The organism is Paraburkholderia kirstenboschensis (assembly GCF_904848585.1).
Classification (GTDB): Bacteria; Pseudomonadota; Gammaproteobacteria; order Burkholderiales; family Burkholderiaceae; genus Paraburkholderia; species Paraburkholderia kirstenboschensis.
Genome location: NZ_CAJHCR010000001.1, coordinates 1,339,588 through 1,364,178 on the forward strand (window position 1 = coordinate 1,339,588; position 24,591 = coordinate 1,364,178).

Genomic DNA, 24,591 nt, shown 5'->3' on the forward strand with positions numbered 1-24,591 from the left:
GGGGTATAATCCCGGACTTCCTTTCCGCCTCATGTCGCCATCACGCGCGACTCTTCGGCATCATTGAGCGACGCAACGTCAAGTCCATGGCCCACTTCTCGTGTTTCCCCGGCGCTTCGGCCCTTTCCGATTTCCGTCAAACCCGCCTGCTCGAAACGCTTACGCGCATCGACCCGAACATCACGGGCGTGCGCGGGCAATATCTGCACTTCGTCAACGCGCAGACCCCGCTTTCCGCTGAAGACAACGCGAAGATCGAGGCGCTGATGCACTATGGCCATCCGCTCGAAGAAACCAGAGAGCGCGGCGCGGCCGAGACGTTTCTGGTGGTGCCGCGCTTCGGTACGGTGTCGCCGTGGGCCAGCAAGGCAACGGACATCGCGCACCTGTGCGGGCTCACACAGGTGCGCCGGATCGAGCGCGGCGTCGAGTACACGGTCACGCTGAAAAGCGGCCTGCTGGGCGGCAAGAAGGCGCTTTCCGACGAAGCGCGCGAGGCCGTCGCCGCCGCGTTGCACGACCGCATGACCGAGAGCGTCGCGCCGTCGCGCGATCATGCGCTGCATCTGTTCGACGAACTGCCGGCCAAGCCGCTGCAAACCGTCGACGTGTTGGGCCAAAGCCGACGCGCGCTGGAAGCAGCGAACACGGAACTAGGCCTCGCGCTCGCCGACGACGAGATCGACTACCTCGTCGACGCATTCACGAAACTCGGCCGCAATCCGACCGACGTCGAACTGATGATGTTCGCGCAGGCCAACAGCGAGCACTGCCGCCACAAGATTTTCAACGCGGAATGGACCATCGACGGGGAGAAGCAGGACATCTCGCTCTTCAACATGATCCGCAATACCGAGAAGCTCAACCCGCAAGGCACGATCGTCGCGTATTCGGACAACTCGGCGATCATGGCCGGCGGCATGGCCCAGCGCTGGTTCCCGCGCACGCCGGAGCAGCTTGGTGAGAACGAACTGCCGGAGCACTACCGCCGCAGCGTCGAACTCACGCACACGTTGATGAAGGTCGAGACGCACAACCACCCGACCGCGATCTCGCCATTCCCCGGCGCCGCGACCGGCGCGGGCGGTGAAATCCGCGACGAAGGCGCGACCGGTCGCGGCGCGCGTCCGAAGGCCGGTCTCGCGGGCTTCACGGTGTCGAATCTCGAATTGCCCGACGGCGTCGAGGCGTGGGAAAACGCACGCGATGTCGCCGAGCCGCTCGCGCATCGCAATCCGAACGACAAGCATGAAGCGTATGGCCGCCCGGATCGCATTGCGTCGCCGCTGCAAATCATGATCGACGGACCGCTCGGCGGCGCAGCGTTCAACAACGAATTTGGCCGGCCGAATCTGGGCGGCTATTTCCGCGCTTACGAGCAGAACGTTGCCGGCGTGGTGCGCGGCTATCACAAGCCGATCATGATTGCGGGCGGCATCGGCAATATTTCGGATCAGCACACGCACAAACACGACCTGCCGGAAGGGTCGCTGCTGATCCAGATCGGCGGCCCGGGCATGCGCATCGGCATGGGCGGCGGTGCGGCGAGTTCAATGGCGACCGGCACCAATACCGCCGAACTCGACTTCGACTCCGTCCAGCGCGGCAACCCGGAAATCGAGCGGCGCGCGCAGGAAGTGATCAACGCGTGCTGGCAACTCGGCGACAAGAACCCGATCCTGAGCATTCACGACGTGGGCGCGGGCGGTCTGTCGAACGCGTTCCCGGAACTGGTCGACGGCGCGGGCAAGGGCGCGATCTTCGATCTGCGCAAAATCCAGCTCGAAGAAAGCGGCCTGTCGCCGCGCGAGATCTGGTCGAACGAAGCGCAGGAGCGCTACGTGCTCGCCATCGCGCCCGCCGATCTGCCCGCTTTCAAGGCCATGTGCGAGCGCGAACGCTGCCCGTTCGCCGTGATCGGCACGGCAACGGCCGAACGTCAGCTGAAGCTGATCGATCCCGAACTGAAGGACGACAACGCGCATCAACCGGTCGACATGCCGATGGAGGTGCTGCTCGGCAAGGCGCCGCGCATGCATCGCGACGTCAAGCGCGTCGAGCCGAAGGTCCAGCCGGTGGATGTGACCGGCATCGCGCTGTCGGAAGTCGCCGTGAGCGTGCTGCGTCATCCTACGGTCGCGAGCAAGTCGTTCCTCATCACGATCGGCGACCGCTCGGTGGGCGGCACGACGGCGCGTGACCAGATGGTCGGCCCGTGGCAGGTCCCGGTTGCCGACGTCGCGATCACGACCATGGACTACGCGGGCTTTCGCGGCGAGGCGATGACAATGGCCGAGCGCACGCCGCTCGCCGTCATCAACGCGCCGGCGTCGGGCCGCATGGCAGTCGGCGAGGCGGTCACCAACATCGCGGCGGCGCCGATCGCGTCGCTCGACAAGCTCAAGCTGTCGGCGAACTGGATGGCCGCGTGTGGCGCACCGGGCGAAGACGCGGCGCTCTACGAGACGGTCAAGGCGATCGGCATGGAACTGTGCCCGGCGCTCGGTATCAGCATTCCGGTCGGCAAGGATTCGCTGTCCATGCGCACCAAGTGGGAAGACCGCGGCGTTGCGAAAGAAGTCGTCGCGCCGGTTTCGCTCATCATCTCGGCATTTGCGCCGGTCGAAGACGTGCGCCGTCACCTCACGCCGCAACTGCGTCGCGCAAGCGGTGCGGACGGCGTGGGCGACTCCGTGCTGATCGCAATCGACCTCGGCCGCGGCAAGCATCGTCTGGGCGGCAGTATCCTCGCGCAGGTTACGCAGCAGATCGGCGATACGGTGCCTGACGTGGACGATCCGGAAGACCTGAAACGCTTCTTCAACGCAATCCAGTCGCTGAACCAGGACGGCAAGCTGCTCGCCTACCACGACCGCTCCGACGGCGGCCTGTGGGCGACCGTATGTGAAATGGCGTTCGCGGGTCACGTCGGCGTGTCGCTGAATGTGGACATGCTCGTGCTCGATCCGCATCACGAATCGGATTACGGCGACGCAAAAGACTGGGCGAAGCAGACGAGCGGTCGCCGCGAAGACCGCACGATCCGCGCGCTCTTTACCGAAGAACTCGGCGCCGTGATCCAGGTGCGCGCGGCCGACCGCGACGCGGTGTTGGCCGCGTTGCGCGAGCACGGTCTGTCGGCGTGCTCGCATGTGATCGGCAAGATCAACGACCGCGACACCATCGAAATTTATCGCGACGCGAAGAAGGTCTACGAAGCGCCGCGTGTTGAACTGCATCGCACGTGGAGCGAGGTGAGCTGGCGCATTTCGCGACTACGCGACAATCCGGCTTGCGCCGACGCGGAATACGACGCGCTGCTCGACGCCGCTGATCCGGGCATCACCCCGGTGCTGACCTTCGACCCTGCGGAGGACGTGGCCGCGCCGTACGTCGGCAAGAGCGCGCGTCCGCGCGTGGCAATTCTGCGCGAGCAGGGCGTGAACTCACACCTTGAAACGGCGTATGCGTTCGACCGCGCCGGTTTCGACGCGCACGACGTGCACATGAGCGACCTGCTTGCGGGCCGCGCCGACCTGGCGGACTTCGCGGGTGCGGTGGCGTGCGGCGGATTTTCGTACGGCGATACGCTCGGCGCCGGCGAAGGCTGGGCGAAGGCGATTCGCTTCAACTCGCAACTGGCCGATATGTTCGCGGCGTTTTTCGGCCGCGCGGACACGTTCGCGCTCGGCATCTGCAACGGCTGCCAGATGATGAGCAGCCTCGCGTCGATGATCCCCGGCGCCGAAGCATGGCCTAAGTTCACGCGTAACAAGTCGGAAAAGTTCGAGGCGCGCTTTTCGCTCGTGCAAGTCGAGGCGTCGCCGTCGATCTTCTTCGCCGGCATGGAAGGTTCGCGCATTCCGGTCGCGGTTGCGCACGGCGAGGGTTATGCGGACTTCTCGCAGCAAGGCGATGCGTCGAAGGTCGCGGTGGCGATGCGTTACGTCGATCACCGTGGTCAGGCGACGGAGCAGTATCCGTTCAATCCGAACGGTTCTCCGGACGGCATCACGTCCGTCACCACGCCCGATGGCCGCTTCACCGTCGTGATGCCGCACACGGAGCGCGTGCATCGCGCGGTGCAAATGAGCTGGCATCCGGAAGGCTGGGGCGAGGGCGCCACGGACGCAAGCCCGTGGATGCGCGTGTTCCAGAACGCTCGCCGCTGGCTCGGGTGATGGGGTAGAGCGGGATCGGCCTCGCGGGACCGCAACTTCCTTGCGTACCCCGCGTCGCCAGCGCGCGCGCCCTTGACGGACACGAAATGCGGCGTTGAGCGCGACATTAAAAAAGCCCCGTTCAGTCATCAACTGAACGGGGCTTTTTGCGAACAATATCGAAGTTTGCGGATCGCCGCTTACTGAATCTTCGCGTTCTTGCGCAGACCTTCTTCGAATGCCTGCAGTTTTTCCTGCTGGATCTGCTGCACGATCTGCGGGCGCACCTGCTCGAGCGGCGGCGGCGTAATGCTGCGCACGTCGTCGACGCGAATGATGTGCCAGCCGAACTGCGTATGCACCGGCGTGTCCGACATCTGGCCTTTCTGCAGATGCGTGGCCGCGTCCGCAAATTCAGGCACGTAAGCCTTCGGGTCCGACCAGTCCAGGTCGCCGCCGTTCTTGCCCGATCCCGGGTCCTTTGAGAATTGCTTGGCGAGATCCTCGAAGCTCGCGCCGCCCTTGATCTTCGCGATGAGGTCCTTCGCCTGCTGCTCGTTCTCCACGAGGATGTGATGCAGGTGATATTCCTTGCCGCCTGCGTCCTTGATCAGCGCGTTGTAGCGAGCGGTGACTTCCGCGTCGCTCGGCGTGTTTTTCTTCACGAAGTCTTCGATCAGTGCGCGCAGCACGACGGTTTGCTGAGCGACAGCAATTTGCGCCTTGATGTCCGGACGATTCGGCAGGCCGCGGCGCAGCGCTTCCTGCATCAGGATTTCGCGGTTGACGAGTTCTTCACGCACGGCCATTTGAAGTTGCGGCGTGTTTTGCTGGCCTTGATGAACCAGTTGGTCGATCAGCGCGTCGGCGCGTGCTTTCGGAATCGGCGTGCCGTTCACGACGGCTATGTTCTGTGCGAATGCAGGTGCGGCCGCAAACGCAGCCAGCAATACCCAAAGACGGGTTTTCTTCAAGGTCATCGGAAGTTTCCTAGCGGGGCAACAAAGCGAATTCTTCGGGCGTGTAAGCCGTGATTGCAAGGGCATGAATGCCGCGCTGCATGCCATCGGCCAGCGCATCATACACCATGCGATGCCGCGCCACGCGGGGCTTGCCGGCGAATGCGGCAGCCACGATCGTGACACTGAAATGACCGCCGGCGGCAGCGCCGGCGTGGCCGGCGTGCCGAGCGCTGTCGTCGGTGATCTGGATCGACGCGACGGGCGCGAGCGCGGCGGTGAGGCGCGCTTCGATCAGCGCGGCACGCTCCGCGGTGGTGGCGTGCATGAACGTATCGCTCATGTCATTCCTCCTTCATGTACTTGGACAGCCACAAGCTCTGTCCGACGATAAACACCACCAGACAGCCTGTCGCGCCGAACAGTTTGAAATTGACCCACTGGTCGGTCGTGTAGTTGTACGCGACGAACAGATTGAGCAGTCCGAGCAGCACGAAAAAGATCGCCCAGATCACGCTCAGCTTGCCCCAGATCGCATGCGGCAGCGTGATCTGTTTGCCCATCATCGCTTCGATCAGGTTCTTGTTGAACGCGAGTTGCGACACGATCAGCACGACAGAAAACGCCCAGTACAGCACAGTCGGCTTCCACTTGATGAAGGTGTCGTTGTGCAGAACGAGTGTCGCGCCGCCGAATACGGTAACGACGCCGAGACTCACCCACAGCATCGGGTCGACTTTACGGTGGCGGAAGGCCACCCACGCGATCTGCACCAGCGTGGCGACGATCGCCACTGCGGTCGCCGTGAAGATGCCCCACACCTTGAAGGCGACGAAGAACAGAATGATCGGGAACAGATCGAACAGGAATTTCATTTATCTGACGGGAAGTCGGAGAGTGGGTCGGAGGGGCAAGTGCGCGGCGTCGAGCACGAGGCGCCCCGCGGCACGCAGCGCAGAACCGGACGCGGCGTCGGGCGAGGCGAACCGGTTGCCGTCGCAGCCCACGTGAACCGTGCGGCCTGCATGACGCGATGAGCCGCGCCGGACGACCAGTTCACCCTCTGATGCCGCAGATTACTGCCAGTTGCGTCTACCTGCGGTTCGGGTCGCCTGCGCCGCACATGTCTGCCTGTGCCCGCGCCTGACTGCTAAAGGCTGCTTCGGCGCGGTGCCGCGCCGGCAGACGCGAGACTGCTCGCCGACGCCGACCGCAATTCGCCAGTTGAGGCACAGAGCGCGCAGACTCCCGGCACTGCGTTACTTGGGGTCGAATTGTAACGCAGCCGAATTGATGCAGTAGCGCAGACCTGTCGGCGCCGGTCCGTCTTCGAAAACGTGGCCGAGATGCGCGCCGCAATTCTTGCATTGCACCTCGATACGCAGCATGCCGTGCGAGCGGTCGGTTTTCTCGGCGATCACTTCGCCGTCGATCGGTTTGAAGTAGCTCGGCCAGCCGCAGCCTGCGTCGAACTTGGTATCCGATTCGAACAGCGGTGTGCCGCAACAGACGCAATCATAGATGCCGCGCTCCCAGTGATCGTGATAACGACCCGTGAACGGGCGCTCGGTGGCAGCATGGCGCGTCACCTGATATTCGATGTCGGAAAGCTGCTCGCGCCACTCGGCGTCGTCTTTCTGCACCGCCGGGGTGTCGTGCTTGAGGTCGTCGGGATTGTTCATGGTCGGTTCCTGTCTCGGGCTTGTAGTGAGAGCGGCTTGCAACTTGCGTGTCATGACGAGCAGCTGACTTCCAGCGAACTCGCCCAGTCGGGCGGCAACCCGGCATACGCTTCGTGCTCGGGCTGCTCGTCGAACGGACGACGCAGCACGGCGGCGAGACGCTCCAGTTCGGAAAAATCCTTCTCTTTCGCGCGGCGGATCGCCGTTTCCGCCAGATGATTGCGAAGAATGAATTTGGGGTTCACACGGTTCATTGCAATGGCGCGCGCGGCGTCGTCGCGTGTTTCATGGGACAAGCGCGCGCGATACTCGTTCGCCCAGGCATCGAACGCAGCGCGGTCGAGGAACAGATCGCGCACCGGCGCATCGCCGCTCGCGTCGTGTTTCGACATACGGGCGAGGTTGCGAAAAGTCAGCGTGAAATCCGCCCGGTTCGCGTGCATCACGTCGAACAGGCGGTTGACCAACTGCGCGTCGCCGTCGTGCCCGGTCTCGAGACCGAGCTTCGCCGCCATGCGCCGCTCGAGCGCCGGGCCGAAGCGGTCCTTGAAACCGCCGAGCACGCGTTGTGCGTCTTCGATCGCTTTGTCGTTGCGCGCGCTTTCCTCGTAGCGTTCGCCAAGTAGCGGCAGCAGTCCTTGCGCGAGGCAAAAGAGATTCCAGTACGCGATCTGCGGTTGCATCCGGTACGCATAACGACCCTGCGAGTCGGAGTGATTGCAGATGTAGCCTGCGTCGAAGCCGTCCATGAAGCCGAACGGACCATAGTCGATGGTCAGGCCGAGGATCGACATGTTGTCCGTGTTCATCACGCCGTGGCAGAAGCCGACTGCCTGCCATTCGACCATCAGATCCGCGGTGGACAACACCGCCTCGTTCAGCAACGCGAGATACGGATCGTCGGCCTCGCGGCAATGCGGATAGAAGCGCTCGATCACGTGATCGGCGAGCGCGCGCAGCGCGTCGGTGCGATCGTTCGAATAGAAGTGCTCGAAGTGGCCGAAGCGCACGAAGCTCGGCGCGACGCGCGTAACGACGGCAGCCGTTTCGATCTCCTCGCGCCGCACCGGCTGGTCTGAGCCGATCACGCACAACGCGCGCGTGGTCGGAATGCCAAGGTGATGCATGGCCTCTGAACAGAGGAACTCGCGAATCGACGAGCGCAGCACCGCGCGGCCGTCGCCCATGCGCGAATAGGGCGTGCGCCCGGCGCCTTTCAACTGCAGCTCGAAACGCTGACCGCCATGTTCCACTTCGCCGAGTCCGAGCGCGCGGCCGTCGCCGAGCTGGCCCGCCCACACGCCGAACTGATGCCCCGAATACACCGACGCATAGGGGAGCGCCTCTGCCGGCCATTCGCGGGTGCCGTTGCCCGAAAACAGCTCGGCGAACGCCGGATCTTTTTCGAGGCCCGGCTCTAACCCGAGCAGCGCGGCGGTCTCGGCCGAAAAACCGACGAGGTACGGCGCGCTCAGCGGCGTGGCCGGCAGACGCGTGAGAAACGTGCTGCCGAGCCGCGCAAACGCGCTTTCGGTGGGGGTGGTAAGAGCTTCGGAAAGTGCCGCCAAAGGCCCTGACAGGCTTGCAATGCTTGGGGAAAACGACATGTTGAGCGCCTCACTATTAACCGATATTGTAAGTCCGCACCCGCGGCGCTGCTGGTGGGCCGGCATTCGGCCCGTGCGTGAACCGTGCGTGAACCGTGCGTGAACCGTGCGTGAACCGTGCGTGAACCGTGCGTGAACCCTGCGTGAACCGTGCGTGAACCGTGTGTGGTCCGCCTGTGGCCCGAGTGCGGCCCGAGTGTGGGCCGATACAGACGTTCCAGTGTTGGCGGATGCATGACCCGCTTGTCGATTGCTTCAGCAATTTCACTGCCGCGCCGGTTTCTCTCTAACGGCGCTCCCTTGTCCGCACCCTGAAAAGAAAAAGGCCAGGAGACGACCCTTTATGACGATGCCGCTGCTTGGCCAGATGATGGATGTGCCCCTCACCGTGTCCTCGCTGCTCGCGCACGCCGCGCGGCATTTCGGCAGCACCGAGATCGTGTCGCGGCGTATCGAAGGCGACATGCATCGCTACACTTATCGCGATTGCGAACGGCGTGCGAAGCAGCTCGCGCAGGCCTTGATCGCGCTCGGCGTTCAGCCCGGCGACCGTGTCGCGACGCTAGCGTGGAACGGCTACCGGCATCTCGAAACCTATTACGGCACGACCGGGTTCGGCGCCGTGTGCCACACGATCAACCCGCGCCTTTTTTCCGACCAGATTGCGTACATCGTCAATCATGCCGACGATGCCTACGTGCTGTTCGACACCACCTTCGCGCCGCTCGTCGACGTGCTCGCGCCGCAATGCCCGAAAGTACGCGGCTGGGTCGCTCTCGCCGACGAAGCACATCTGCCGGCGATGCAAACGCCCGCGCTGAGTTACGAAACGCTCGTGAACGCACAGGACGGCAATTTCGAATGGCCGCCAATCGACGAGCGTCAGGCGTCGTATCTCTGCTATACGTCGGGCACCACCGGCAACCCGAAAGGCGCGCTGTACTCGCATCGCTCGACGGTGCTGCATGCGTTCGGCGCATCGCTGCCCGACGCAATGAGCTTATCCGCGCGCGATTCCGTGCTGCCCGTCGTCCCCATGTTCCATGTCAACGCCTGGGGCATCCCGCACGCCGCGCCGCTCACCGGCGCAAAGCTCGTTTTTCCCGGCAAGGACCTCGACGGCAAGTCGCTGTTCGAACTGATGGAGCGTGAGCGCGTCACCTATTCGGCTGGCGTGCCGACCGTCTGGCTCGGCCTGCTGAACCATCTGCGCGATGCCGGCGTGCGCTTTTCGTCGCTCCAGCGCACGGTGATCGGCGGCTCCGCGTGTCCGCCCGCGATGCTGCGCACTTTCGAGGACGACTACGGCGTACAGGTCATTCACGCCTGGGGCATGACCGAAATGTCGCCGCTCGGCACGTTGGCGAAGCTGACCTGGGAGCAATCGCAACGCCCCTTGGCGGAGCAGCGCAAACTGCTCGAAAAGCAGGGACATGCGCTTTACGGCGTGGATATGAAGATCGTCGGCGACGACGGCGCGGAGTTGCCGTGGGACGGCGTCGCGTTCGGCGATCTGTATGTGCGTGGGCCCTGGGTGATCGACCAGTATTTCCGCAAGGACGACTCGCCGCTCGTGGACGGGTGGTTCCCGACCGGCGACGTCGCGACCATCGACCGCGATGGCTTTTTGCAGATCACGGACCGCTCGAAGGACGTCATCAAGTCGGGCGGGGAGTGGATCAGTTCTATCGACGTCGAGAACGTCGCCATTGCGCATCCGGCGGTCGCGGAGGCGGCGTGCATCGCATGCGCTCATCCGAAGTGGACGGAGCGTCCGCTGCTGGCTGTGGTCAAGCGCGCGGGCCTCGACGTGACGCGCGAAGAACTGCTCGCGTTCTACAACGGCAAGGTCGCCAGATGGTGGATTCCCGACGACGTGGTGTTCGTCGACGAATTGCCGCATACGGCCACGGGCAAGCTGCAAAAGCTGAAGCTGCGCGAAATCTTCCGCGACCATGTGCTGCCGTCGGCGCTGGAAGACCAGATGTACGAGGGAGACTGCCCGCTTGCCAGGGGAAACCCCGCCTGACGATAAATTGAACGAGCGTGCTTTTTTGTGTATTCTGCCTGCTGACACCGGAACGGCCGACCTGAACTCGAGACGAAGGTTGGAGCACTTAAGCCAGACATAAGTCGGCTGGTGGAACCGGACGGGCGGCGCGCGCTGCGCCGCCTCATCTCAAGAATGCGATGCGTCGCACGGAGGCAGGCAGATGGCAGTGGACTACACAACCCATGACGGCGTGGCCGTCATCACGCTGAACAATCCTCCCGTCAACGGCCTCGGCCTGTCGACCCGGGCGGGAATCGTCGAGGGCATCGAGCGTGCGCAGAACGATCCGGCCATCAAGGCCATCGTGCTGACCGGCGCGGGCAAAGCCTTCTCGGGCGGCGCCGACATCACCGAATTCAATACGCCGAAAGCCACCCAGGAGCCGACTCTCGCCACCGTCATCAAGACCGTGGAAAGCAGCGCGAAGCCGGTGGTCGCAGCGATTCACAGCGTGGCGATGGGCGGCGGGCTCGAACTCGCGCTAGGCGCGCACTACCGGATCGCAGCGCCCGGCGCGCAGATCGCGTTGCCCGAAGTGAAGCTCGGCATTCTGCCGGGCGCGGGGGGCACTCAGCGTCTGCCACGTGCAATCGGCCTCGAAGCCGCGCTCAACATGATTGTTTCCGGCGCGCCGGTTATGTCGCAGCAGCTGGCCCGTTCCGGCCTCTTCGACGAACTCGCAGAAGGCGATCTCGCCGAAGCGGCGCTCGCGTTCGCGCGCAAGGTCGGCGCAAAAGAAGGCCCGCATCCCAAAGTGCGCGAGCGCAAGATCGAGCATCCGAATGCCGAAGGCTTTATCCAGTTCGCTCGCAATAGCGTCGCAACCCTCGCGAAGAATTTCCCCGCGCCGCTCAAATGCATCGACGCAGTCGAGGCGGGCGTGAAGAACGGCTTCGACAAGGGCCTCGCGGTCGAGCGCGAATGTTTCGTCGCGCTCGTGCAAACGCCCGAGAGCCGTGCGCTGCGTCACGCGTTCTTCGGCGAACGCGCGGCGAGCAAGATTCCCGACGTGCCTGCCGATACGCCAGTGCGCGAGATCCGCCAGGTCGCGGTGATCGGCGCGGGCACGATGGGCGGCGGCATCGCGATGAACTTCATCAATGCGGGCATTCCCGTCACGCTGCTTGAGACGAAACAGGAGGCGCTTGACCGCGGCCTCGCCACGATCCGCAAGAACTACGAAGCAAGTGTGAAGAAGGGCAAGCTCAAGCCCGAAGCGCTCGAAGAGCGCATGGCGCTGATTACGCCCACGCTTTCCTATGACGACCTGAAGAACGCGGATCTGATCGTCGAAGCGGTGTTCGAGGAACTCGGCGTCAAGGAGCAGGTGTTCAAACGTCTCGACGAAGTTGCGAAGTCCGGCGCGATCCTCGCATCGAACACGTCGACGCTCGATGTGGACAAGATCGCCGCTTTCACCAGGCGGCCGCAAGACGTGGTCGGCATGCACTTCTTCAGCCCGGCCAACGTAATGAAGCTGCTTGAAGTAGTGCGCGGCAAGGAAACCGCGAAAGACGTGCTCGCCACCGTCATGAAGCTCGCGAAGAAGATCAAAAAGACGGCGGTGGTGTCGGGCGTGTGCGACGGTTTTATCGGCAACCGGATGATCGAGCAGTACATCCGCCAGGCGCTTTTCATGCTGGAAGAGGGCGCGCTGCCCGCGCAAGTCGATCGGGCCATTGAAAAATTCGGCTTCGCGATGGGCCCGTTCCGCATGAGCGATCTGGCCGGCAACGACATCGGCTGGGCGATCCGCAAGCGCCGCTATCAGGAACATCCGGAGATGCATTATTCGAAGATCGCCGACCGTTTGTGCGAGACGGGGCGCTTCGGCCAGAAAACCGGCGGCGGCTGGTACGACTACAAGGCGGGCGACCGCACCGCGTATCCGTCGAAACTGGTCGACGAAATGATCGTCGCTCACTCGAAGGAAACGAATACGCAGCGCCGCAAGATCGGCGACGACGAGATCGTCGAGCGTCTGGTATTCGCACTCGTCAATGAAGGCGCGAAGATTCTTGAAGAAGGCATTGCGTCGAAGGCGTCGGACATCGACATGGTGTATCTGACCGGCTATGGCTTTCCGCTCTATCGCGGCGGCCCGATGCTGTACGCGGACACGGTCGGCCTCTACAACGTCGAGCGCGCGATTCGCCGCTACGCATCGCAACCGAATGGCGACGCGTGGCAGCTTGCGCCGCGCATCGCCGAACTCGCGGCCCAAGGCCGGGGCTTTAACGGCTGACGTGGCGCGCAGCACACGCCGCTCATATCGAACGACAGAGGTGGCGCGCGTCATTGCCGCGCGGCGGCGAGATCGCCCGCACCGACCCATGCGCCACCATCGCCATCTACACGCAGGAGACTCGCATGACTGACGCCGTAATCGTATCGACCGCCCGCACGGGGCTCGCCAAATCATGGCGCGGCGGTTTCAACATGACGCATGGCGCGACGCTCGGCGGGCACGTAACGCACGCCGCCGTCGAACGGGCGAAGCTGGACCCGGCGCGCGTGGAGGACGTGATCATGGGTTGCGCCAATCCTGAAGGCGCGACGGGCATGAACATCGCGCGGCAGATCGCGCTGCGCGCCGGCTTGCCGGTCAGCGTTCCGGGTATGACGGTGAACCGTTTCTGTTCGTCGGGATTGCAAACCATCGCGCTGGCCGCGCAACGTGTGATTTCCGGCGAGGGCGACGTGTTCGTCGCGGGCGGCGTCGAATCCATCTCGTGCGTGCAGAACGAGATGAACCAGCACATGATGACCGACGGTTGGCTCAGCAGGAACAAGCCGGAAATCTACTGGTCGATGTTGCAGACCGCCGAGAACGTCGCAAAACGCTATTCGATTTCGAAAGATCGTCAGGACGAATACGGCGTGCGCTCACAGCAGCGCGCCGCGGCGGCGCTGGAAGCCGGCAGGTTCAAGGACGAGATCGTGCCGTTGACGGTGCTCGCGGGCGTCGCCGACAAAGCGACTGGGCAGTTGTACACGAAAGAAGTGACCGTCAGCGGCGACGAGGGCATTCGCGCGGACACGACGCTCGAAGGTGTATCGAAAATCCGCACCGCGCTGCCGGGCGGCGTCGTCACGGCGGGCAACGCGAGCCAGTTCTCAGACGGTGCGTCCGCTTGCGTGGTGATGAACGCGAAGGTCGCGGAGCGCGAAGGGCTGCAGCCGCTCGGCATTTTCCGGGGCTTCGCGGTGGCCGGCTGCGAACCGGACGAGATGGGCATCGGCCCGGTTTTCGCGGTGCCGAAGCTGCTCAAGCAGGCGGGCCTGAAAGTCGAGGACATCGACCTGTGGGAATTGAACGAAGCGTTCGCGGTGCAGGTGCTGTATTGCGCCGACAAGCTCGGCATTCCGCATGACCGTCTGAACGTCAACGGCGGGGCTATTGCAGTCGGCCATCCGTATGGCGTGTCGGGCGCGCGGCTTACCGGGCATGCGCTGATCGAAGGCAAGCGGCGCGGCGCGAAGCTGGTCGTGGTGACGATGTGTATCGGCGGCGGGCAGGGCGCGGCGGGGCTGTTCGAAGTCGCGTAATTACCTGGGTCAGCGCTTCACGTGATCAGGGCAGGGCCGTGCCGGCCGCGGGCAGGCTCAACGCGCCCTGATCGACGAAGCGCGTCGTGCCGGTCAGGCCGCCCGCGAGTTTGCCTCGCAAAATGTAGGGAATCTGCCCCGACTGCGCGGCGCCGCCCTGCATCGCGCCCGCGAACGCGAATGCCTGGCGCACGGCGGCAAATGCGGGCACCGTCAACGGCACATTGACAACTGTTTCGCCGAAGCGCGGCACGGTACCGCTCTGGTCGCTGACGCCGCTCGCGAACGGCTTGCCGTTCAGTTCGAGATCGAGCGATACGCCATTGAAGCTGACCGCCGAATCGTTCGGATTTTGCACGCGCAGTTTGACGTTAAAGCGCATCTCGAAGCCCTGACTTTCGATCGGTTCGATGCCGGCGACGCTCACGCGCAACGGGTCGCCGCCGAAGAATCCGGCGCAGCCGCTCACCGTGAGCGCGAACACAGCGCATAACGCGGCCACGCGGAACAGACGCGCGCTGAACAGCATGCGGACGAAGGACATGACCGGCACCTCGAAGAGCGGATGGGGTCATGCATTGTAGCTGGCGATCTCGGGGCCGCGGGGCTCTCTCATGCGGCCTTTCGGGTGGTTACTCAGGTGGCGTCTCAGGTTGCGCGCCGCAGCGTCGCTTTCAGGAATGTGGCCAGCCAAAGCACGGCTCGACCTGTCGCGCTACAGCCTCCGTTTTCAGCGAGCGACGGTTGCACCACGAAGGCCGCAGCCTGCGCATGCGCCGCACTGATCGATATCATGCCGTGTTGCCGTGCCACGAAGCACTGGCCCTCGTGCAATGTGACGGACGTCAATGGAACGGCATCGCCGAGCCAGGCGAGCGAATGATCGCGAAACGCCAACTGCAGATCGCCTTCAACGGCGACCACAGTGCTTCGTGCGCGGACGTCCTGCAGGGCGACTTGGCCGGCAGCGAGGCGCGACAGATTGACGGTGGGGCGAGTTGACATGACCGTTTCCTTGAGACCGTTTGCATGCCATCCAGCATATTGAGCAGGTGCCCGTGAAAACAGCCTCAGTCATCGACAATCTGAACCGCTACAAGACGGCGGTTTGGCACGCTGTATCGGTCGAAATGAAGAGAATGTGTATCTGTCGCGGCGCCCCCGCTGTGCGCACCATCGGCTTATGAGCCGATCCACCTACATGCACACGCACACGCCGATGCACACCGTCACGCAGTCACCGCGCTCCGCGCATTGCGCGGACCTCGCGCCTGCGGACGATTCCACGGCGAGCCAGCCGCTTTACCGTCAACTGGCGGGCCACTACCGCCGCGCGATCCGTAGCGGCGTGCTGCGGCCCGGCGAGCGCATGCCGTCAATGCGCGCGTTCATGCAGCGCCACGGCGTAAGTCTCGCGACGGCGACCGAGAGCTATCGCCTGCTCGAACGCGAAGCGCTAATCGAGGCGCGGCCGCGCGCCGGCTACTTCGTGCGCGCTTCGCAACGCGCTGCGTTACCCGCCGCGTCGGAACCCGATCTAGCGACCCTGCCGCAGGCCGCGCAGTTCGTCGGCATTCACTCGGCGATATCGGCGATCGTCTCGCAATATCAACGCTATCCGGACGCATTCAACCTCGGCGGTGCGACCGCTTCGGCGGACCTCTATCCGACGGACGCGTTGCAAAAAGCCGCGCTGCGCGCGTTGCGCCGGCGGCCGACATTGTTGACCGCGGTCGGGCCGGATCAGGGCGACCCCGCGTTGCGCGCGATCATTGCGCGCCGCGCGCTCGATGCGGGCATTCAGATCGGCGCGGACGACATCATCATGACGCACGGCGGCATCGAAGCGGTCAATCTTGCGTTGCGAGCAGTGACGCAACCGGGTGACACCGTTGCCGTCGAGTCGCCTTGTTTCTTCGGCTTGCTCCAGGCGCTGGAAAGCCTTGGGTTGCGCGCACTCGAAATTCCAGCAAGCCCGAGCAGCGGGCTCGCGATCGAGGCGCTCGACTTCGCGTTGCAAACCCATCCCGACATCAAGGCCGTGGTGGTCGTGCCGAATTTGCAGAACCCGCTTGGCAGCGTGATGCCCGATTCGCACAAGGCGAGGCTCGTCGAACTGTGCGCGCGAGCCCGCATCGCGCTGATCGAAGACGACCCGTACCGAGAGCTGGTCGACAGCGCGCAGCCGCTGCGCTCGCTGAAGGCGTGGGACACCGACGGCACCGTGATCCACTGCACGTCGTTCAACAAGACGCTCGCGCCCGGCATGCGGATCGGCTGGATCAACGGCGGGCGCTGGCATCCGCGTATCGGCATGCTCAAGTTTGCGCAGTCGCGTCATAACGAGCAGCTGTCGCAAGTCGTGCTTGCAGGGTTTCTCGAAACGAACGCGTATGAACGGCATTTGCGGCGTTTGCGCGATCGCTTGAGGTTGCAGCGTGAGCGGATGTCGGCGGCAATCGGCGCCTCCTTTCCCGATGGCACGCGTTTTACGCCGCCCGCTGGCGGCATGTTCTTCTGGATCGAGTTGCCGCACGCCGTGTCGTCGGCCGCGTTGTTCGATGCCGCTTTGAAGCAAGGCATTCGTGTGATGCCGGGCACTGTGTTTTCGAACGCGGGCCGCTTCGATCGGTTCATCAGGCTGAGTTGTCCGAGCACGGACCTCGAACTCGCGGATGAAGCCGTGCTCAAGCTCGGCCGGCTCGCAACAGCCATGGCCGCGCGCGCGGCGGCGCAAGCGGCGTGAACGCGTCGCGCCCCGCGTGCCACGAGCCGAAGTTTTGCTCGTCACTGCGCAGCGCCATAGCGGGTATCATTTCCTCTCCTTTGGCGCGGTGCGTCGTCGCGTGAATGCTGCTGCATCGCACATTCATTGCGAGTTGTGCGCCGCCCTCATGTCAAGACAAGCCAACCTGAAGCCGCAATGACCGATTCATCTTTATCCACTGCGACGGGCGCGTCGTTGCCCGAGAGCCCCTTTGTCGACCGGCTCGGCGCGCAACTCGTGTCGGCGGCGGACGGCGTCAGCGAAGTGACGCTCCCTTTGCTGCCCGAGCATATGAACACGTGGGACGTCGCGCACGGCGGCGTGACGATGACGCTCGCCGACGTTGCGCTCGCGATGGCCGCGCGCAGCCTCGCGGGCGACGGTGTCGGCGTGGTCACGGTCGAAATGAAGGTCAACTTCATGCAGCCCGGCCGCGGCGAGTTGCGCGCGACAGGCCGCGTGCTGCACCGCTCCACGACAATGGCCTATTGCGAAGGCGAGATCCGCGATAGCGAAGGGCACTTCGTCGCCAAGGCGCTCGGCACATTCAAATACATGCGCCGTCTTGCGGTGGGCCGCGACGTGACACGCCAGCGCTTGCGCAGCGACCCATTGGCGAAACCCGGTCCTAGCGACGGCTGAACACGTGCGAACGCGTGCGAGGCACACGGCGTTTGCATCCGCATTGTCCGAGCGCAGGCCGAGCGCGCGACTAGCTGCATTGCCGCAGGCAATATGCGGTCGGCAACGCATAGCCCGCAACCCGTAGTCGGCAATTCACAATCAGCAAACCAAGGAGACGATCGTCATGCCACAGATCAACCGTCAGTTCGTGCTGGCTTCGCGTCCGCAAGGCGCCGTCACGCCCGAGAACTTCCGCCTCGTCGAAACACCGCTTGCACCGCTTGCCGACGGAGAAGTACGCGTGCGTAATCACTATTTGTCGCTCGACCCGTACATGCGCGGCCGTATGAACGACAGCAAGTCGTATGCGCCGCCGCAGCCGCTCGACGAAGTGATGATCGGCGGCACGGTCGGCGAGGTGGTCGAGTCGAAGAATCCGAAGTTCGCGGTCGGCGACAAGGTCGTCGCAATGTTCGGCTGGCAGGAGTACGGCACGTCGAACGGCGCAGGTATGCAGAAAGTCGACGACACGCATGTGCCGCTGTCGGCTTATCTCGGACCGGTCGGCATGCCGGGCGTAACCGCGTGGTATGGACTGAACCGGATCATCGCGCCGAAGGCTGGCGAGACGGTCGTTGTCAGCGCGGCGAGCGGAGCGGTGGGCAGCGTGGTCGGCCAACTGGCGAAAGAGGCGGGAGCGCGCGCGGTGGGTATCGCGGGCGGTCCGCAGAAGTGCCGTTATGTGGTGGAGACACTTGGCTTCGACGCCTGCGTCGATTACAAGGCCGGCAACCTCTATCAGGACCTGAAGGCGGCGACGCCGAACGGCGTCGACGGTTGCTTCGAGAACGTCGGCGGCGAAGTGCTCGACGCGACGCTCGCACGCATGAACCCGGCCGGCCGCATCGCGCTTTGCGGATTCATTGCCGGCTACGACGGCCAGCCGGTGCCGCTCAAGCACCCGTCGCTGATATTGACGCAGCGTCTGCTCGTGCAGGGCTTTATCGTCAGCGAGCATATGGATGTCTGGCCGGAAGCGCTCAAGCAGCTTGGCACGCTGGTCGCGCAGAAAAAGCTGCACTATCGCGAAAGCATCGCGCAAGGGCTCGATGCGGCGCCCGAGGCGTTCATCGGCTTGCTGAAAGGCAAGAACTTCGGCAAGCAGCTTGTGAGGTTGATTTGATGTGATGCGATTGCGGCGGCCGGCGGATTAAAGCGCCCGGAGCCGCACTTGCACTTGCACTTGCACTTGCACTCGCACTCGCACTTGCACTTGCACTCGCACTTGCACTTGCACTTGCACTTGCACTTGCACTTGCACTTGCACTTGCACTCGCACTCGCGCTCGCACTTGCAGCCGCACACAAAGGAGTCCATGGATGTTCGAATTTGCAGGCAAAGTCGCGGTCATCACCGGCGCGGCTAGCGGCTTCGGCCTCGCGTTCGCGCAGAAAGGCGCGGCGCTCGGTATGAAGCTCGTCCTCGCCGACGTGAACCCCGACGCGCTCGCGCAGGCCGTCGATACGTTGCGCGCGGCGGGGGCCGATGCGATCGGCGTGCCGACCGACGTGTCGAGCGCAACGCAGGTGGAGGCGCTCGCGCAAGCCGCGCTCAATGCATTCGGCAAGGTGCATCTGTTGTTCAACAACGCGGGCGTGGGCTCGGGCGGCTTGCTGTGGGAGAGTTCCGCCAACGACTGGTCGTGGGTATTCGGGGTCAACGTAATGGGCGTCGCGCACGGCGTGCGTGCGTTTGCGCCGATCATGCTGGCGCAGAACGAGCCCGCGCATATCGTCAACACCGCATCCGTCGCGGGCCTGCTGTCGCCGCCCGCAATGGGCGTCTACAACGCGTCGAAACACGCGGTCGTGTCGCTTACCGAGACGCTGTATCACGACCTGCAAATCGCGCAGGCCGGACGTGAGGCGAGCGGCCGCGTCGGCTGTTCGCTGCTGTGTCCGGCGTTCGTGCCCACGGGCATCGCCGATGCCGAGCGCTCGCGGCCCGCTGAACTGCGCAACGAGAGCCGCCCGACGCGCTCGCAGATCGCTGCGGGCAAGCAACTGCAGCGCGCGGTGCAATCGGGCAAGCTCAGTGCCGCAGAGGTTGCCGGCATCACGTTCGAGGCCATCGCCGCGCGCCGTTTCTATATCCTTACGCACCCGGCGATCATGGCGACGGTGAGACTGCGTCACGAGGACATCGAGCAGTTGCGCGATCCCACCGATCCGATGTCGCTGAAGCCCGAAGTCAGGCACGCGGGTTCCGACTAGAGCCGCTCGTTGCGCGCAGTGCCGCGCGCCACTTTTCAACCTGCGGCGCGTATGCGCCATTCAACGTTACCTGCGTCACATGCCGCTGAATCCGAAGATCGAGCAGGTGCTCGACATGATCGCGCGCGCAAAGCGCCCGAAGCTCCATGAAATGACTGCGCAAGCGGCGCGCGCGTCGTATGAGAAAAGCGCGCCGATTCTCGAGATCGCGAGCGCGCCGATGTTCGCCGTCGAAGACCTGCGCGTACCGACGCGCGACGGCGCAACGATTCGCGCGCGTCTTTATCAGGCCGTCGAGCCGGGCTGGGCCGAGCCGGCTCCGGCATTGATCTACTATCACGGCGGCGGCTTCACGGTCGGCAGCATCGATACGCACGATGCGCTGTGCCGCATGTTGGCGCGCGACGGAAAATGCACAGTGCTGTCGGTCGATTACCGGCTCGCGCCCGAACACAAATTCCCGACCGCCGTCGACGACGCTTTCGACGCGCTCGTCTGGCTGCATGCTCACGCGGCGGAATTCGGCATCGACGCCAAGCGGCTTGCGGTAGGCGGCGACAGCGCGGGCGGCACGCTGGCCACGGTCTGCGCGGTGCTCGCGCGCGACGCCGGCATCGCGCTTTCACTGCAGTTGCTGATCTATCCCGGCACGGCCGGCTATCAGCAGACCGATTCGCACTCGCGCCTTGCCGACGGCTTCCTGCTCTCGGGCGAGACGATCCAATGGTTCTTCGATCAATACGTACGCGACACGAACGATCGCGACGACTGGCGTTTCGCGCCGCTCGACGGCAAGCGCGGCGCACCCGACTTCAGCGGACTCGCGCCAGCCTGGATCGCGACTGCCGAATACGATCCGCTGAGCGACGAAGGCGACGCCTATGCGCAGAAGCTGCGCGACCATGGCAACGAAGTCACACTCAGGCGCTACCCGGGCATGATCCACGAGTTCTTCAAGATGGGCGGCTTCGTGCCTGATGTTGCGCACGCGCATGCGGAGGCCGCCGCAGCATTGCGCACGGCATTCGGCGAGCAATGATTACGCGATTTGCCGCTCGACGTTGAACGCGAAGCTGCGCTCGAAGTCGCCCGGGCGCGCGATCCGGTGTGAGCCGTTATCGTCGCTTCGCTCGGCTACCGCCACGCTGACCATCTCGGCGTTCGCGACTACCCGCAGCGCCGTCGTGCCGCGCGTGCCGTACTCGGGCGTTTCGATGAACGCCGCCGACAGCGCCCGTTCGCGCTCGAGCGCAATGCCGGTGGCAGGCAACTCATCGTCGGGGGCGACGCGCGGGTCGCGCATCAGGTCGATCAGGCGTTCGAGCGGCGGCATCGGGTTGCGCGTGAGGAGCGTACTCAATTCGGCCCGCTTTCTGACGAGCTTCGGCCACGGCGTGTCGAGCACCGCGTTTGAGATGCCGTGTGTGCCGGGCGTAAGCAGCGCAGGGGCGACGTTAGAGCGGTTGCAATACCAGGCGAGTTCGCGGCGCGTCCAGTCGCCCACCAGCAGGTTGAAGCCGTTGTACATGTCGCCGGTTTTCGCCACGCGTTGCAGATAGGCCAGCGGCGTTTCGTGCGGGCCGCCGTCTGTGCTGCGGTTCTCACCGCTGTTCTCACTGCTGTTCTCACTGCCGTTCGCGCCGCCGCTGGCCGAAGCCAGCCAGTCGCTGACGAGGGTGCCGCGGGTCGGCGCATCGGCGCGCATCTCGTGCGGCGCGCGGTAGTTGGTCAGGGCAGCAAAACGGCCGTCGCGCGACATGCCGAGCCACGTCCCGCCGCCCAGCAAGTCCCGGCCGGCCAGCACGCCCGGCGCGTCGCTCCACCAGGCGATCGGCTCGGCCGTGCGCCGGAAGAATTCGTCGCGATTCGCGGCGAGTGTGAAGATCGGGCCGTCGACCGCATCGGGTCGCCAGTCGAAGACGATCAGGCACATCGGGGGCGTCTCCCTGTTGGGGGCTTCGGAAGCGACATGGCGGGCAGGAGTTCTCGCGAGGGCGCCGCGAGAAAGCGGCGCCTTTTCGTCCAACTGCGCCGCGCCGCATCCAGGAGGGCGTTCAAACCTCGGTGGGCAGGCCGTACGGAAGCGCGAGGAACCGCAGCGCCGGACCTTCCGCCGCGCCTAGATGCACCGAGCCGCTTTCGAGCGCCGCCAGCTTGGTCTCGACCAGCAGATCGACGCCGCCGTCACGCGCCGATGCCGCGTTCACCACCATGCCGCATGGCTGGCCCGGATCGTCGGAGTGAAAGAGTTCGGCGCCGGCCTTCACCGTATCGAGTTCGCCCGCCACGTTGGCGAGCGACGTGCGCCGCTTGATCGTGCCGCGATACTGGCTGCGCGCCACCACTTCCTGGCCGGGATAGCAGCCCTTGCGGAAATTGACCGCGCCGAGCACGTCGAAATTGACCATTTGCGGCACGAATTGCTCGACCACCGGCTGCGTGATGCGCGGCTCGCCTGCGCGGATGTCGAGCCAGTCCCAGACTGCCGGCGAAACCTGCTTCAACTTTTCGCGAAGCTGCGGCAAGTGAGTTTCGATTTGCGCTTTCGGGCCAATCCACAGATAGCGCAGACGCTCGAATGCATCGGGCACGCGAATCAGCGAGCCGGCTGCGCCGTCCACCTTCACGTGAACACCGTCGGGCAGCGCGTCGAATACGCCGGACAGCGCCTTGCGGACATCGCCCGCGAGGCCGATCACGGCGAGCTCGCCGCTTGCATCCGCGAGTTTCGCCTTGGCGCGCAGAACGAACATGGACAGGCGCTTTTGCACCGCCGCCTGCACGTCTTTCGAGACCAGCAGACGGATCGTGTCGCCGCTGCGCCACGTCAGAAACGACGCCAGCAGCCGTCCTTTTGCCGAGCAGTAACCCGCGAGACGCGCGTTCGCGGCGTCCAGGTGTTGCGTGTCGTTGGTCAACTGCCCGTGCAGGAAGCTCGCGGCGTCGTCGCCGGTGGCGTCGATCACGCCGAACTGCGTGAGCGCCATGTAGGCGCCGTGTTCGAGCACTGCGGCGAACTCATCGGCGGACGGACGCGGCAGCACGGGCAGCGCCGTGGCGGACTGGCCCGAGGGCGCGCCGCCGGAGGTGGCAGGAACAGCGCCTGAAGCAGTTGCGGAAGGGTTGCCTGAAGCGGTAGCGAGCGGTGTGTTCATGGATTCCTGGAACAGTCAATTCTGACTTTAGCTAAGGCAAACAAGTATTATATGCAGTCCAACCCAGTCACGTTTTCATGTCCCTCTTCAAGAAATGTTTCGTCGCCGGCTCGATTATCGTCGTGCTGGCCGCAGCCGCGATTGCTGGCGGATACCACTGGGCCAACAGCCCGCTCGAGCTTAACCCCGCGCAACTCGACGTCACCGTCAAACCGCACAGCAGTCTGCGCAGCGTCACGCTGCAACTGAACCGCGGCGGCGTGCCGGTCGAGCCTGAACTGTTCATCGTCATGACGCGGCTGCTCGGTCTTCAGAGCGAACTCAAATCGGGCAATTACGAGTTCAAGACCGGCGTTACGCCGTACGAAGTGCTGCAAAAAATCGCTCGCGGCGACGTCAACGAATACGTCGCGACCATCATCGAAGGGTGGACGTTCAAGCGCATGCGCCAGGAACTGGACGCCAATCCGGCGCTCAAGCACGACAGCGTCGGGATGAACGACGCGCAGCTGATGAGCGCGATCGGCGCACCGGAGGCGTCGATCGGCAACGGCGAAGGGCTGTTTTTCCCGGACACCTACCTGTTCGACAAGAACACGAGCGATCTCGACGTATACCGCCGCGCATATCGGCTGATGCGCGCGCGCCTCGACGAAGCGTGGCTCGCGCGCTCGCCGAACCTGCCGTACAAGACGCCGTATGATGCGCTGATCATGGCGTCCATCATCGAGAAGGAAACCGGCAAGAAATCCGACCGGGCGATGGTCGCCGCCGTGTTCGCGAATCGTCTGCGCGTGGGCATGCCGCTGCAAACCGACCCGACCGTGATCTACGGCATGGGCGAGAGCTATAGCGGCCACATCCGCAAGAAGGACCTGCAGACGGACACTCCCTACAATACCTACACACGGATGGGCCTGCCGCCGACACCTATCTCGCTGCCGGGCGTGGCGTCGCTGCAGGCGGCCATGAACCCTGCGCAAACCAGCGCGTTGTACTTCGTCTCGCGCGGCGACGGCAGCAGCATCTTTTCCGACACCCTCGGCGATCACAACAAGGCCGTGGACAAATACATTCGAGGGCAATAATGGCGCGCGGCAGATTCATTACGTTCGAGGGCATAGACGGCGCCGGCAAGACCACGCATCTGGCCTGGTTCCGCGAGCGGCTGGAACAGAAGGTGGCGGCCACCGGCCGCTCGGTGGTCATGACACGCGAGCCCGGCGGCACGCCGCTCGGCGAGCAGATCCGCGAGATCGTGCTGCATCAGAAGATGGATCTCGAAACCGAGGCGCTGCTGATGTTCGCGCTGCGCCGCCAGCATCTGGCCGAAGTAATCGAACCGGCGCTCGCACGCGGCGACTGGGTGCTGTCCGACCGCTTCACCGACGCCACCTTTGCCTATCAAGGCGGCGGCCGCGGGCTGCCGCGCGACAAGCTCGAAACCCTGGAGCGCTGGGTTCAAGGCGGCTTCCAGCCGGATCTCACGGTGCTGTTCGACCTCGCGCCCGAGATCGCGAACGAGAGGCGCAGTGCGGCGCGCGATCCCGATCGCTTCGAGAGCGAATCGACCGCATTCTTTGACCGCACCCGAGCCGAATATCTGCGGCGCGCGGAAGAAGCGCCTTATCGTTTCGCTATCATTGACTCTTCGCAGAGCATTGCGCGTATCCAGAAACATCTTGAAGAGTTGCTTGCAAGTCTTTGATGTTAAATCAATATAAGCGTTTGTTATCTGCCAACTAGATTCTCGTGCAATATC

At 64.2% G+C, this 24,591-nt stretch carries 20 protein-coding genes; 11 read left to right on the forward strand and 9 right to left on the reverse strand.

What is annotated here, in order from left to right; genetic code table 11:
• Positions 1–86: 86 nt before the first annotated feature.
• The gene (purL, locus tag JMY24_RS06070; protein WP_201701513.1) at positions 87–4,181 is read left to right on the forward strand and encodes a phosphoribosylformylglycinamidine synthase; all 4,095 of its coding nucleotides are present in this window, start codon (positions 87–89) and stop codon (positions 4,179–4,181) included.
• 179 nt (positions 4,182–4,360) lie between these two features.
• Here the strand turns inward: purL and JMY24_RS06075 are convergent, their stop codons facing one another.
• The 5 genes from JMY24_RS06075 to JMY24_RS06095 form a co-directional block, all read right to left on the reverse strand.
• Positions 4,361–5,140 (reverse strand): peptidylprolyl isomerase, encoded by a 780-nt coding sequence (locus JMY24_RS06075; RefSeq protein WP_128592632.1) that lies wholly within the window; start codon positions 5,138–5,140, stop codon positions 4,361–4,363.
• A gap of 10 nt (positions 5,141–5,150) precedes the next feature.
• Positions 5,151–5,462: a BolA family protein gene (locus JMY24_RS06080; protein ID WP_201701514.1), complete on the reverse strand. Its 312-nt coding sequence runs from the start codon at positions 5,460–5,462 to the stop codon at positions 5,151–5,153.
• Between the two features lies 1 nt (position 5,463).
• Positions 5,464–5,994, reverse strand: coding sequence for a septation protein A (locus tag JMY24_RS06085; protein WP_027778365.1), 531 nt, complete (start codon positions 5,992–5,994; stop codon positions 5,464–5,466).
• Positions 5,995–6,378: 384 nt separating this feature from the next.
• Positions 6,379–6,801 (reverse strand): peptide-methionine (R)-S-oxide reductase MsrB, encoded by a 423-nt coding sequence (gene msrB, locus JMY24_RS06090; RefSeq protein WP_128592333.1) that lies wholly within the window; start codon positions 6,799–6,801, stop codon positions 6,379–6,381.
• A gap of 50 nt (positions 6,802–6,851) precedes the next feature.
• On the reverse strand, positions 6,852–8,408 hold the full coding sequence (locus JMY24_RS06095) for a protein adenylyltransferase SelO (RefSeq protein WP_128595014.1): 1,557 nt from the start codon (positions 8,406–8,408) through the stop codon (positions 6,852–6,854).
• A 343-nt stretch (positions 8,409–8,751) separates the two neighbouring features.
• On the opposite strand from JMY24_RS06095, the gene JMY24_RS06100 reads away from it, so the two are divergent.
• The 3 genes from JMY24_RS06100 to JMY24_RS06110 all read left to right on the forward strand — a co-directional run bounded on the left by JMY24_RS06100 (position 8,752) and on the right by JMY24_RS06110 (position 14,010).
• Entirely contained in the window at positions 8,752–10,437 is a 1,686-nt protein-coding gene (locus JMY24_RS06100; RefSeq protein ID WP_201701515.1) for a 3-(methylthio)propionyl-CoA ligase, read from the forward strand.
• A 184-nt stretch (positions 10,438–10,621) separates the two neighbouring features.
• Entirely contained in the window at positions 10,622–12,706 is a 2,085-nt protein-coding gene (locus JMY24_RS06105; RefSeq protein ID WP_201701516.1) for a 3-hydroxyacyl-CoA dehydrogenase NAD-binding domain-containing protein, read from the forward strand.
• A gap of 125 nt (positions 12,707–12,831) precedes the next feature.
• Complete coding sequence (locus JMY24_RS06110) at positions 12,832–14,010, forward strand: acetyl-CoA C-acyltransferase (RefSeq protein WP_128595015.1); 1,179 nt, start codon at positions 12,832–12,834, stop codon at positions 14,008–14,010.
• Positions 14,011–14,035: 25 nt separating this feature from the next.
• On the opposite strand, the gene JMY24_RS06115 is transcribed toward JMY24_RS06110, so the two are convergent.
• Positions 14,036–14,554 (reverse strand): LEA/WHy family protein, encoded by a 519-nt coding sequence (locus tag JMY24_RS06115; protein ID WP_201701517.1) that lies wholly within the window; start codon positions 14,552–14,554, stop codon positions 14,036–14,038.
• 104 nt (positions 14,555–14,658) lie between these two features.
• On the reverse strand, positions 14,659–15,015 hold the full coding sequence (locus JMY24_RS06120; RefSeq protein ID WP_128595016.1) for a hypothetical protein: 357 nt from the start codon (positions 15,013–15,015) through the stop codon (positions 14,659–14,661).
• Positions 15,016–15,229: 214 nt separating this feature from the next.
• Between JMY24_RS06120 and JMY24_RS06125 the strand changes: the two genes are divergently transcribed.
• The 5 genes from JMY24_RS06125 (at position 15,230) to JMY24_RS06145 (ending at position 20,713) form a co-directional block, all read left to right on the forward strand.
• Positions 15,230–16,756 carry an aminotransferase-like domain-containing protein gene (locus tag JMY24_RS06125; RefSeq protein WP_201701589.1) on the forward strand — a complete coding sequence of 509 codons (1,527 nt, stop codon included), beginning with the start codon at positions 15,230–15,232 and terminating at the stop codon, positions 16,754–16,756.
• Between the two features lie 177 nt (positions 16,757–16,933).
• Entirely contained in the window at positions 16,934–17,419 is a 486-nt protein-coding gene (locus JMY24_RS06130) for a PaaI family thioesterase (RefSeq protein ID WP_128595017.1), read from the forward strand.
• A gap of 166 nt (positions 17,420–17,585) precedes the next feature.
• Positions 17,586–18,584, forward strand: coding sequence for an NADP-dependent oxidoreductase (locus tag JMY24_RS06135; RefSeq protein ID WP_128595018.1), 999 nt, complete (start codon positions 17,586–17,588; stop codon positions 18,582–18,584).
• A gap of 196 nt (positions 18,585–18,780) precedes the next feature.
• Entirely contained in the window at positions 18,781–19,674 is an 894-nt protein-coding gene (locus JMY24_RS06140; protein WP_201701519.1) for an SDR family oxidoreductase, read from the forward strand.
• Between the two features lie 79 nt (positions 19,675–19,753).
• Positions 19,754–20,713 (forward strand): alpha/beta hydrolase, encoded by a 960-nt coding sequence (locus JMY24_RS06145; protein ID WP_201701521.1) that lies wholly within the window; start codon positions 19,754–19,756, stop codon positions 20,711–20,713.
• Here JMY24_RS06145 and JMY24_RS06150 read toward each other — a convergent pair whose 3' ends face one another.
• Entirely contained in the window at positions 20,714–21,607 is an 894-nt protein-coding gene (locus tag JMY24_RS06150; RefSeq protein ID WP_201701591.1) for an NRDE family protein, read from the reverse strand.
• Between the two features lie 121 nt (positions 21,608–21,728).
• Positions 21,729–22,829: a CAF17-like 4Fe-4S cluster assembly/insertion protein YgfZ gene (ygfZ, locus tag JMY24_RS06155; RefSeq protein WP_128595020.1), complete on the reverse strand. Its 1,101-nt coding sequence runs from the start codon at positions 22,827–22,829 to the stop codon at positions 21,729–21,731.
• 77 nt (positions 22,830–22,906) lie between these two features.
• Between ygfZ and mltG the strand changes: the two genes are divergently transcribed.
• Together mltG and tmk are read left to right on the forward strand one after the other, a co-directional pair.
• Positions 22,907–23,917, forward strand: a complete 1,011-nt coding sequence (gene mltG / locus JMY24_RS06160; protein WP_128592069.1) for an endolytic transglycosylase MltG — start codon at positions 22,907–22,909, stop codon at positions 23,915–23,917.
• On the forward strand, positions 23,917–24,537 hold the full coding sequence (tmk, locus tag JMY24_RS06165; protein ID WP_128595021.1) for a dTMP kinase: 621 nt from the start codon (positions 23,917–23,919) through the stop codon (positions 24,535–24,537). The genes mltG and tmk overlap by 1 nt, the downstream gene beginning before the upstream one ends.
• The last annotated feature ends 54 nt before the right edge of the window (positions 24,538–24,591 follow it).

Excerpts from the sequence above, each read along its gene's own strand:
- JMY24_RS06135 (WP_128595018.1), top strand. The coding sequence starts at position 17,586 with ATGCCACAGATCAACCGTCAGTTCGTGCTGGCTTCGCGTCCGCAAGGC.
- JMY24_RS06120 (WP_128595016.1), bottom strand. The coding sequence starts at position 15,015 with ATGTCAACTCGCCCCACCGTCAATCTGTCGCGCCTCGCTGCCGGCCAA.
- mltG (WP_128592069.1), top strand. The coding sequence starts at position 22,907 with ATGTCCCTCTTCAAGAAATGTTTCGTCGCCGGCTCGATTATCGTCGTG.
- JMY24_RS06115 (WP_201701517.1), bottom strand. The coding sequence starts at position 14,554 with ATGTCCTTCGTCCGCATGCTGTTCAGCGCGCGTCTGTTCCGCGTGGCC.
- purL (WP_201701513.1), top strand. The coding sequence starts at position 87 with ATGGCCCACTTCTCGTGTTTCCCCGGCGCTTCGGCCCTTTCCGATTTC.
- JMY24_RS06130 (WP_128595017.1), top strand. The coding sequence starts at position 16,934 with ATGACCGATTCATCTTTATCCACTGCGACGGGCGCGTCGTTGCCCGAG.
- JMY24_RS06085 (WP_027778365.1), bottom strand. The coding sequence starts at position 5,994 with ATGAAATTCCTGTTCGATCTGTTCCCGATCATTCTGTTCTTCGTCGCC.
- JMY24_RS06100 (WP_201701515.1), top strand. The coding sequence starts at position 8,752 with ATGACGATGCCGCTGCTTGGCCAGATGATGGATGTGCCCCTCACCGTG.
- JMY24_RS06105 (WP_201701516.1), top strand. The coding sequence starts at position 10,622 with ATGGCAGTGGACTACACAACCCATGACGGCGTGGCCGTCATCACGCTG.
- JMY24_RS06095 (WP_128595014.1), bottom strand. The coding sequence starts at position 8,408 with ATGTCGTTTTCCCCAAGCATTGCAAGCCTGTCAGGGCCTTTGGCGGCA.
- JMY24_RS06145 (WP_201701521.1), top strand. The coding sequence starts at position 19,754 with ATGCCGCTGAATCCGAAGATCGAGCAGGTGCTCGACATGATCGCGCGC.
- JMY24_RS06110 (WP_128595015.1), top strand. The coding sequence starts at position 12,832 with ATGACTGACGCCGTAATCGTATCGACCGCCCGCACGGGGCTCGCCAAA.
- JMY24_RS06080 (WP_201701514.1), bottom strand. The coding sequence starts at position 5,462 with ATGAGCGATACGTTCATGCACGCCACCACCGCGGAGCGTGCCGCGCTG.
- JMY24_RS06075 (WP_128592632.1), bottom strand. The coding sequence starts at position 5,140 with ATGACCTTGAAGAAAACCCGTCTTTGGGTATTGCTGGCTGCGTTTGCG.
- tmk (WP_128595021.1), top strand. The coding sequence starts at position 23,917 with ATGGCGCGCGGCAGATTCATTACGTTCGAGGGCATAGACGGCGCCGGC.
- msrB (WP_128592333.1), bottom strand. The coding sequence starts at position 6,801 with ATGAACAATCCCGACGACCTCAAGCACGACACCCCGGCGGTGCAGAAA.
- ygfZ (WP_128595020.1), bottom strand. The coding sequence starts at position 22,829 with ATGAACACACCGCTCGCTACCGCTTCAGGCAACCCTTCCGCAACTGCT.
- JMY24_RS06140 (WP_201701519.1), top strand. The coding sequence starts at position 18,781 with ATGTTCGAATTTGCAGGCAAAGTCGCGGTCATCACCGGCGCGGCTAGC.
- JMY24_RS06150 (WP_201701591.1), bottom strand. The coding sequence starts at position 21,607 with ATGTGCCTGATCGTCTTCGACTGGCGACCCGATGCGGTCGACGGCCCG.
- JMY24_RS06125 (WP_201701589.1), top strand. The coding sequence starts at position 15,230 with ATGCACACCGTCACGCAGTCACCGCGCTCCGCGCATTGCGCGGACCTC.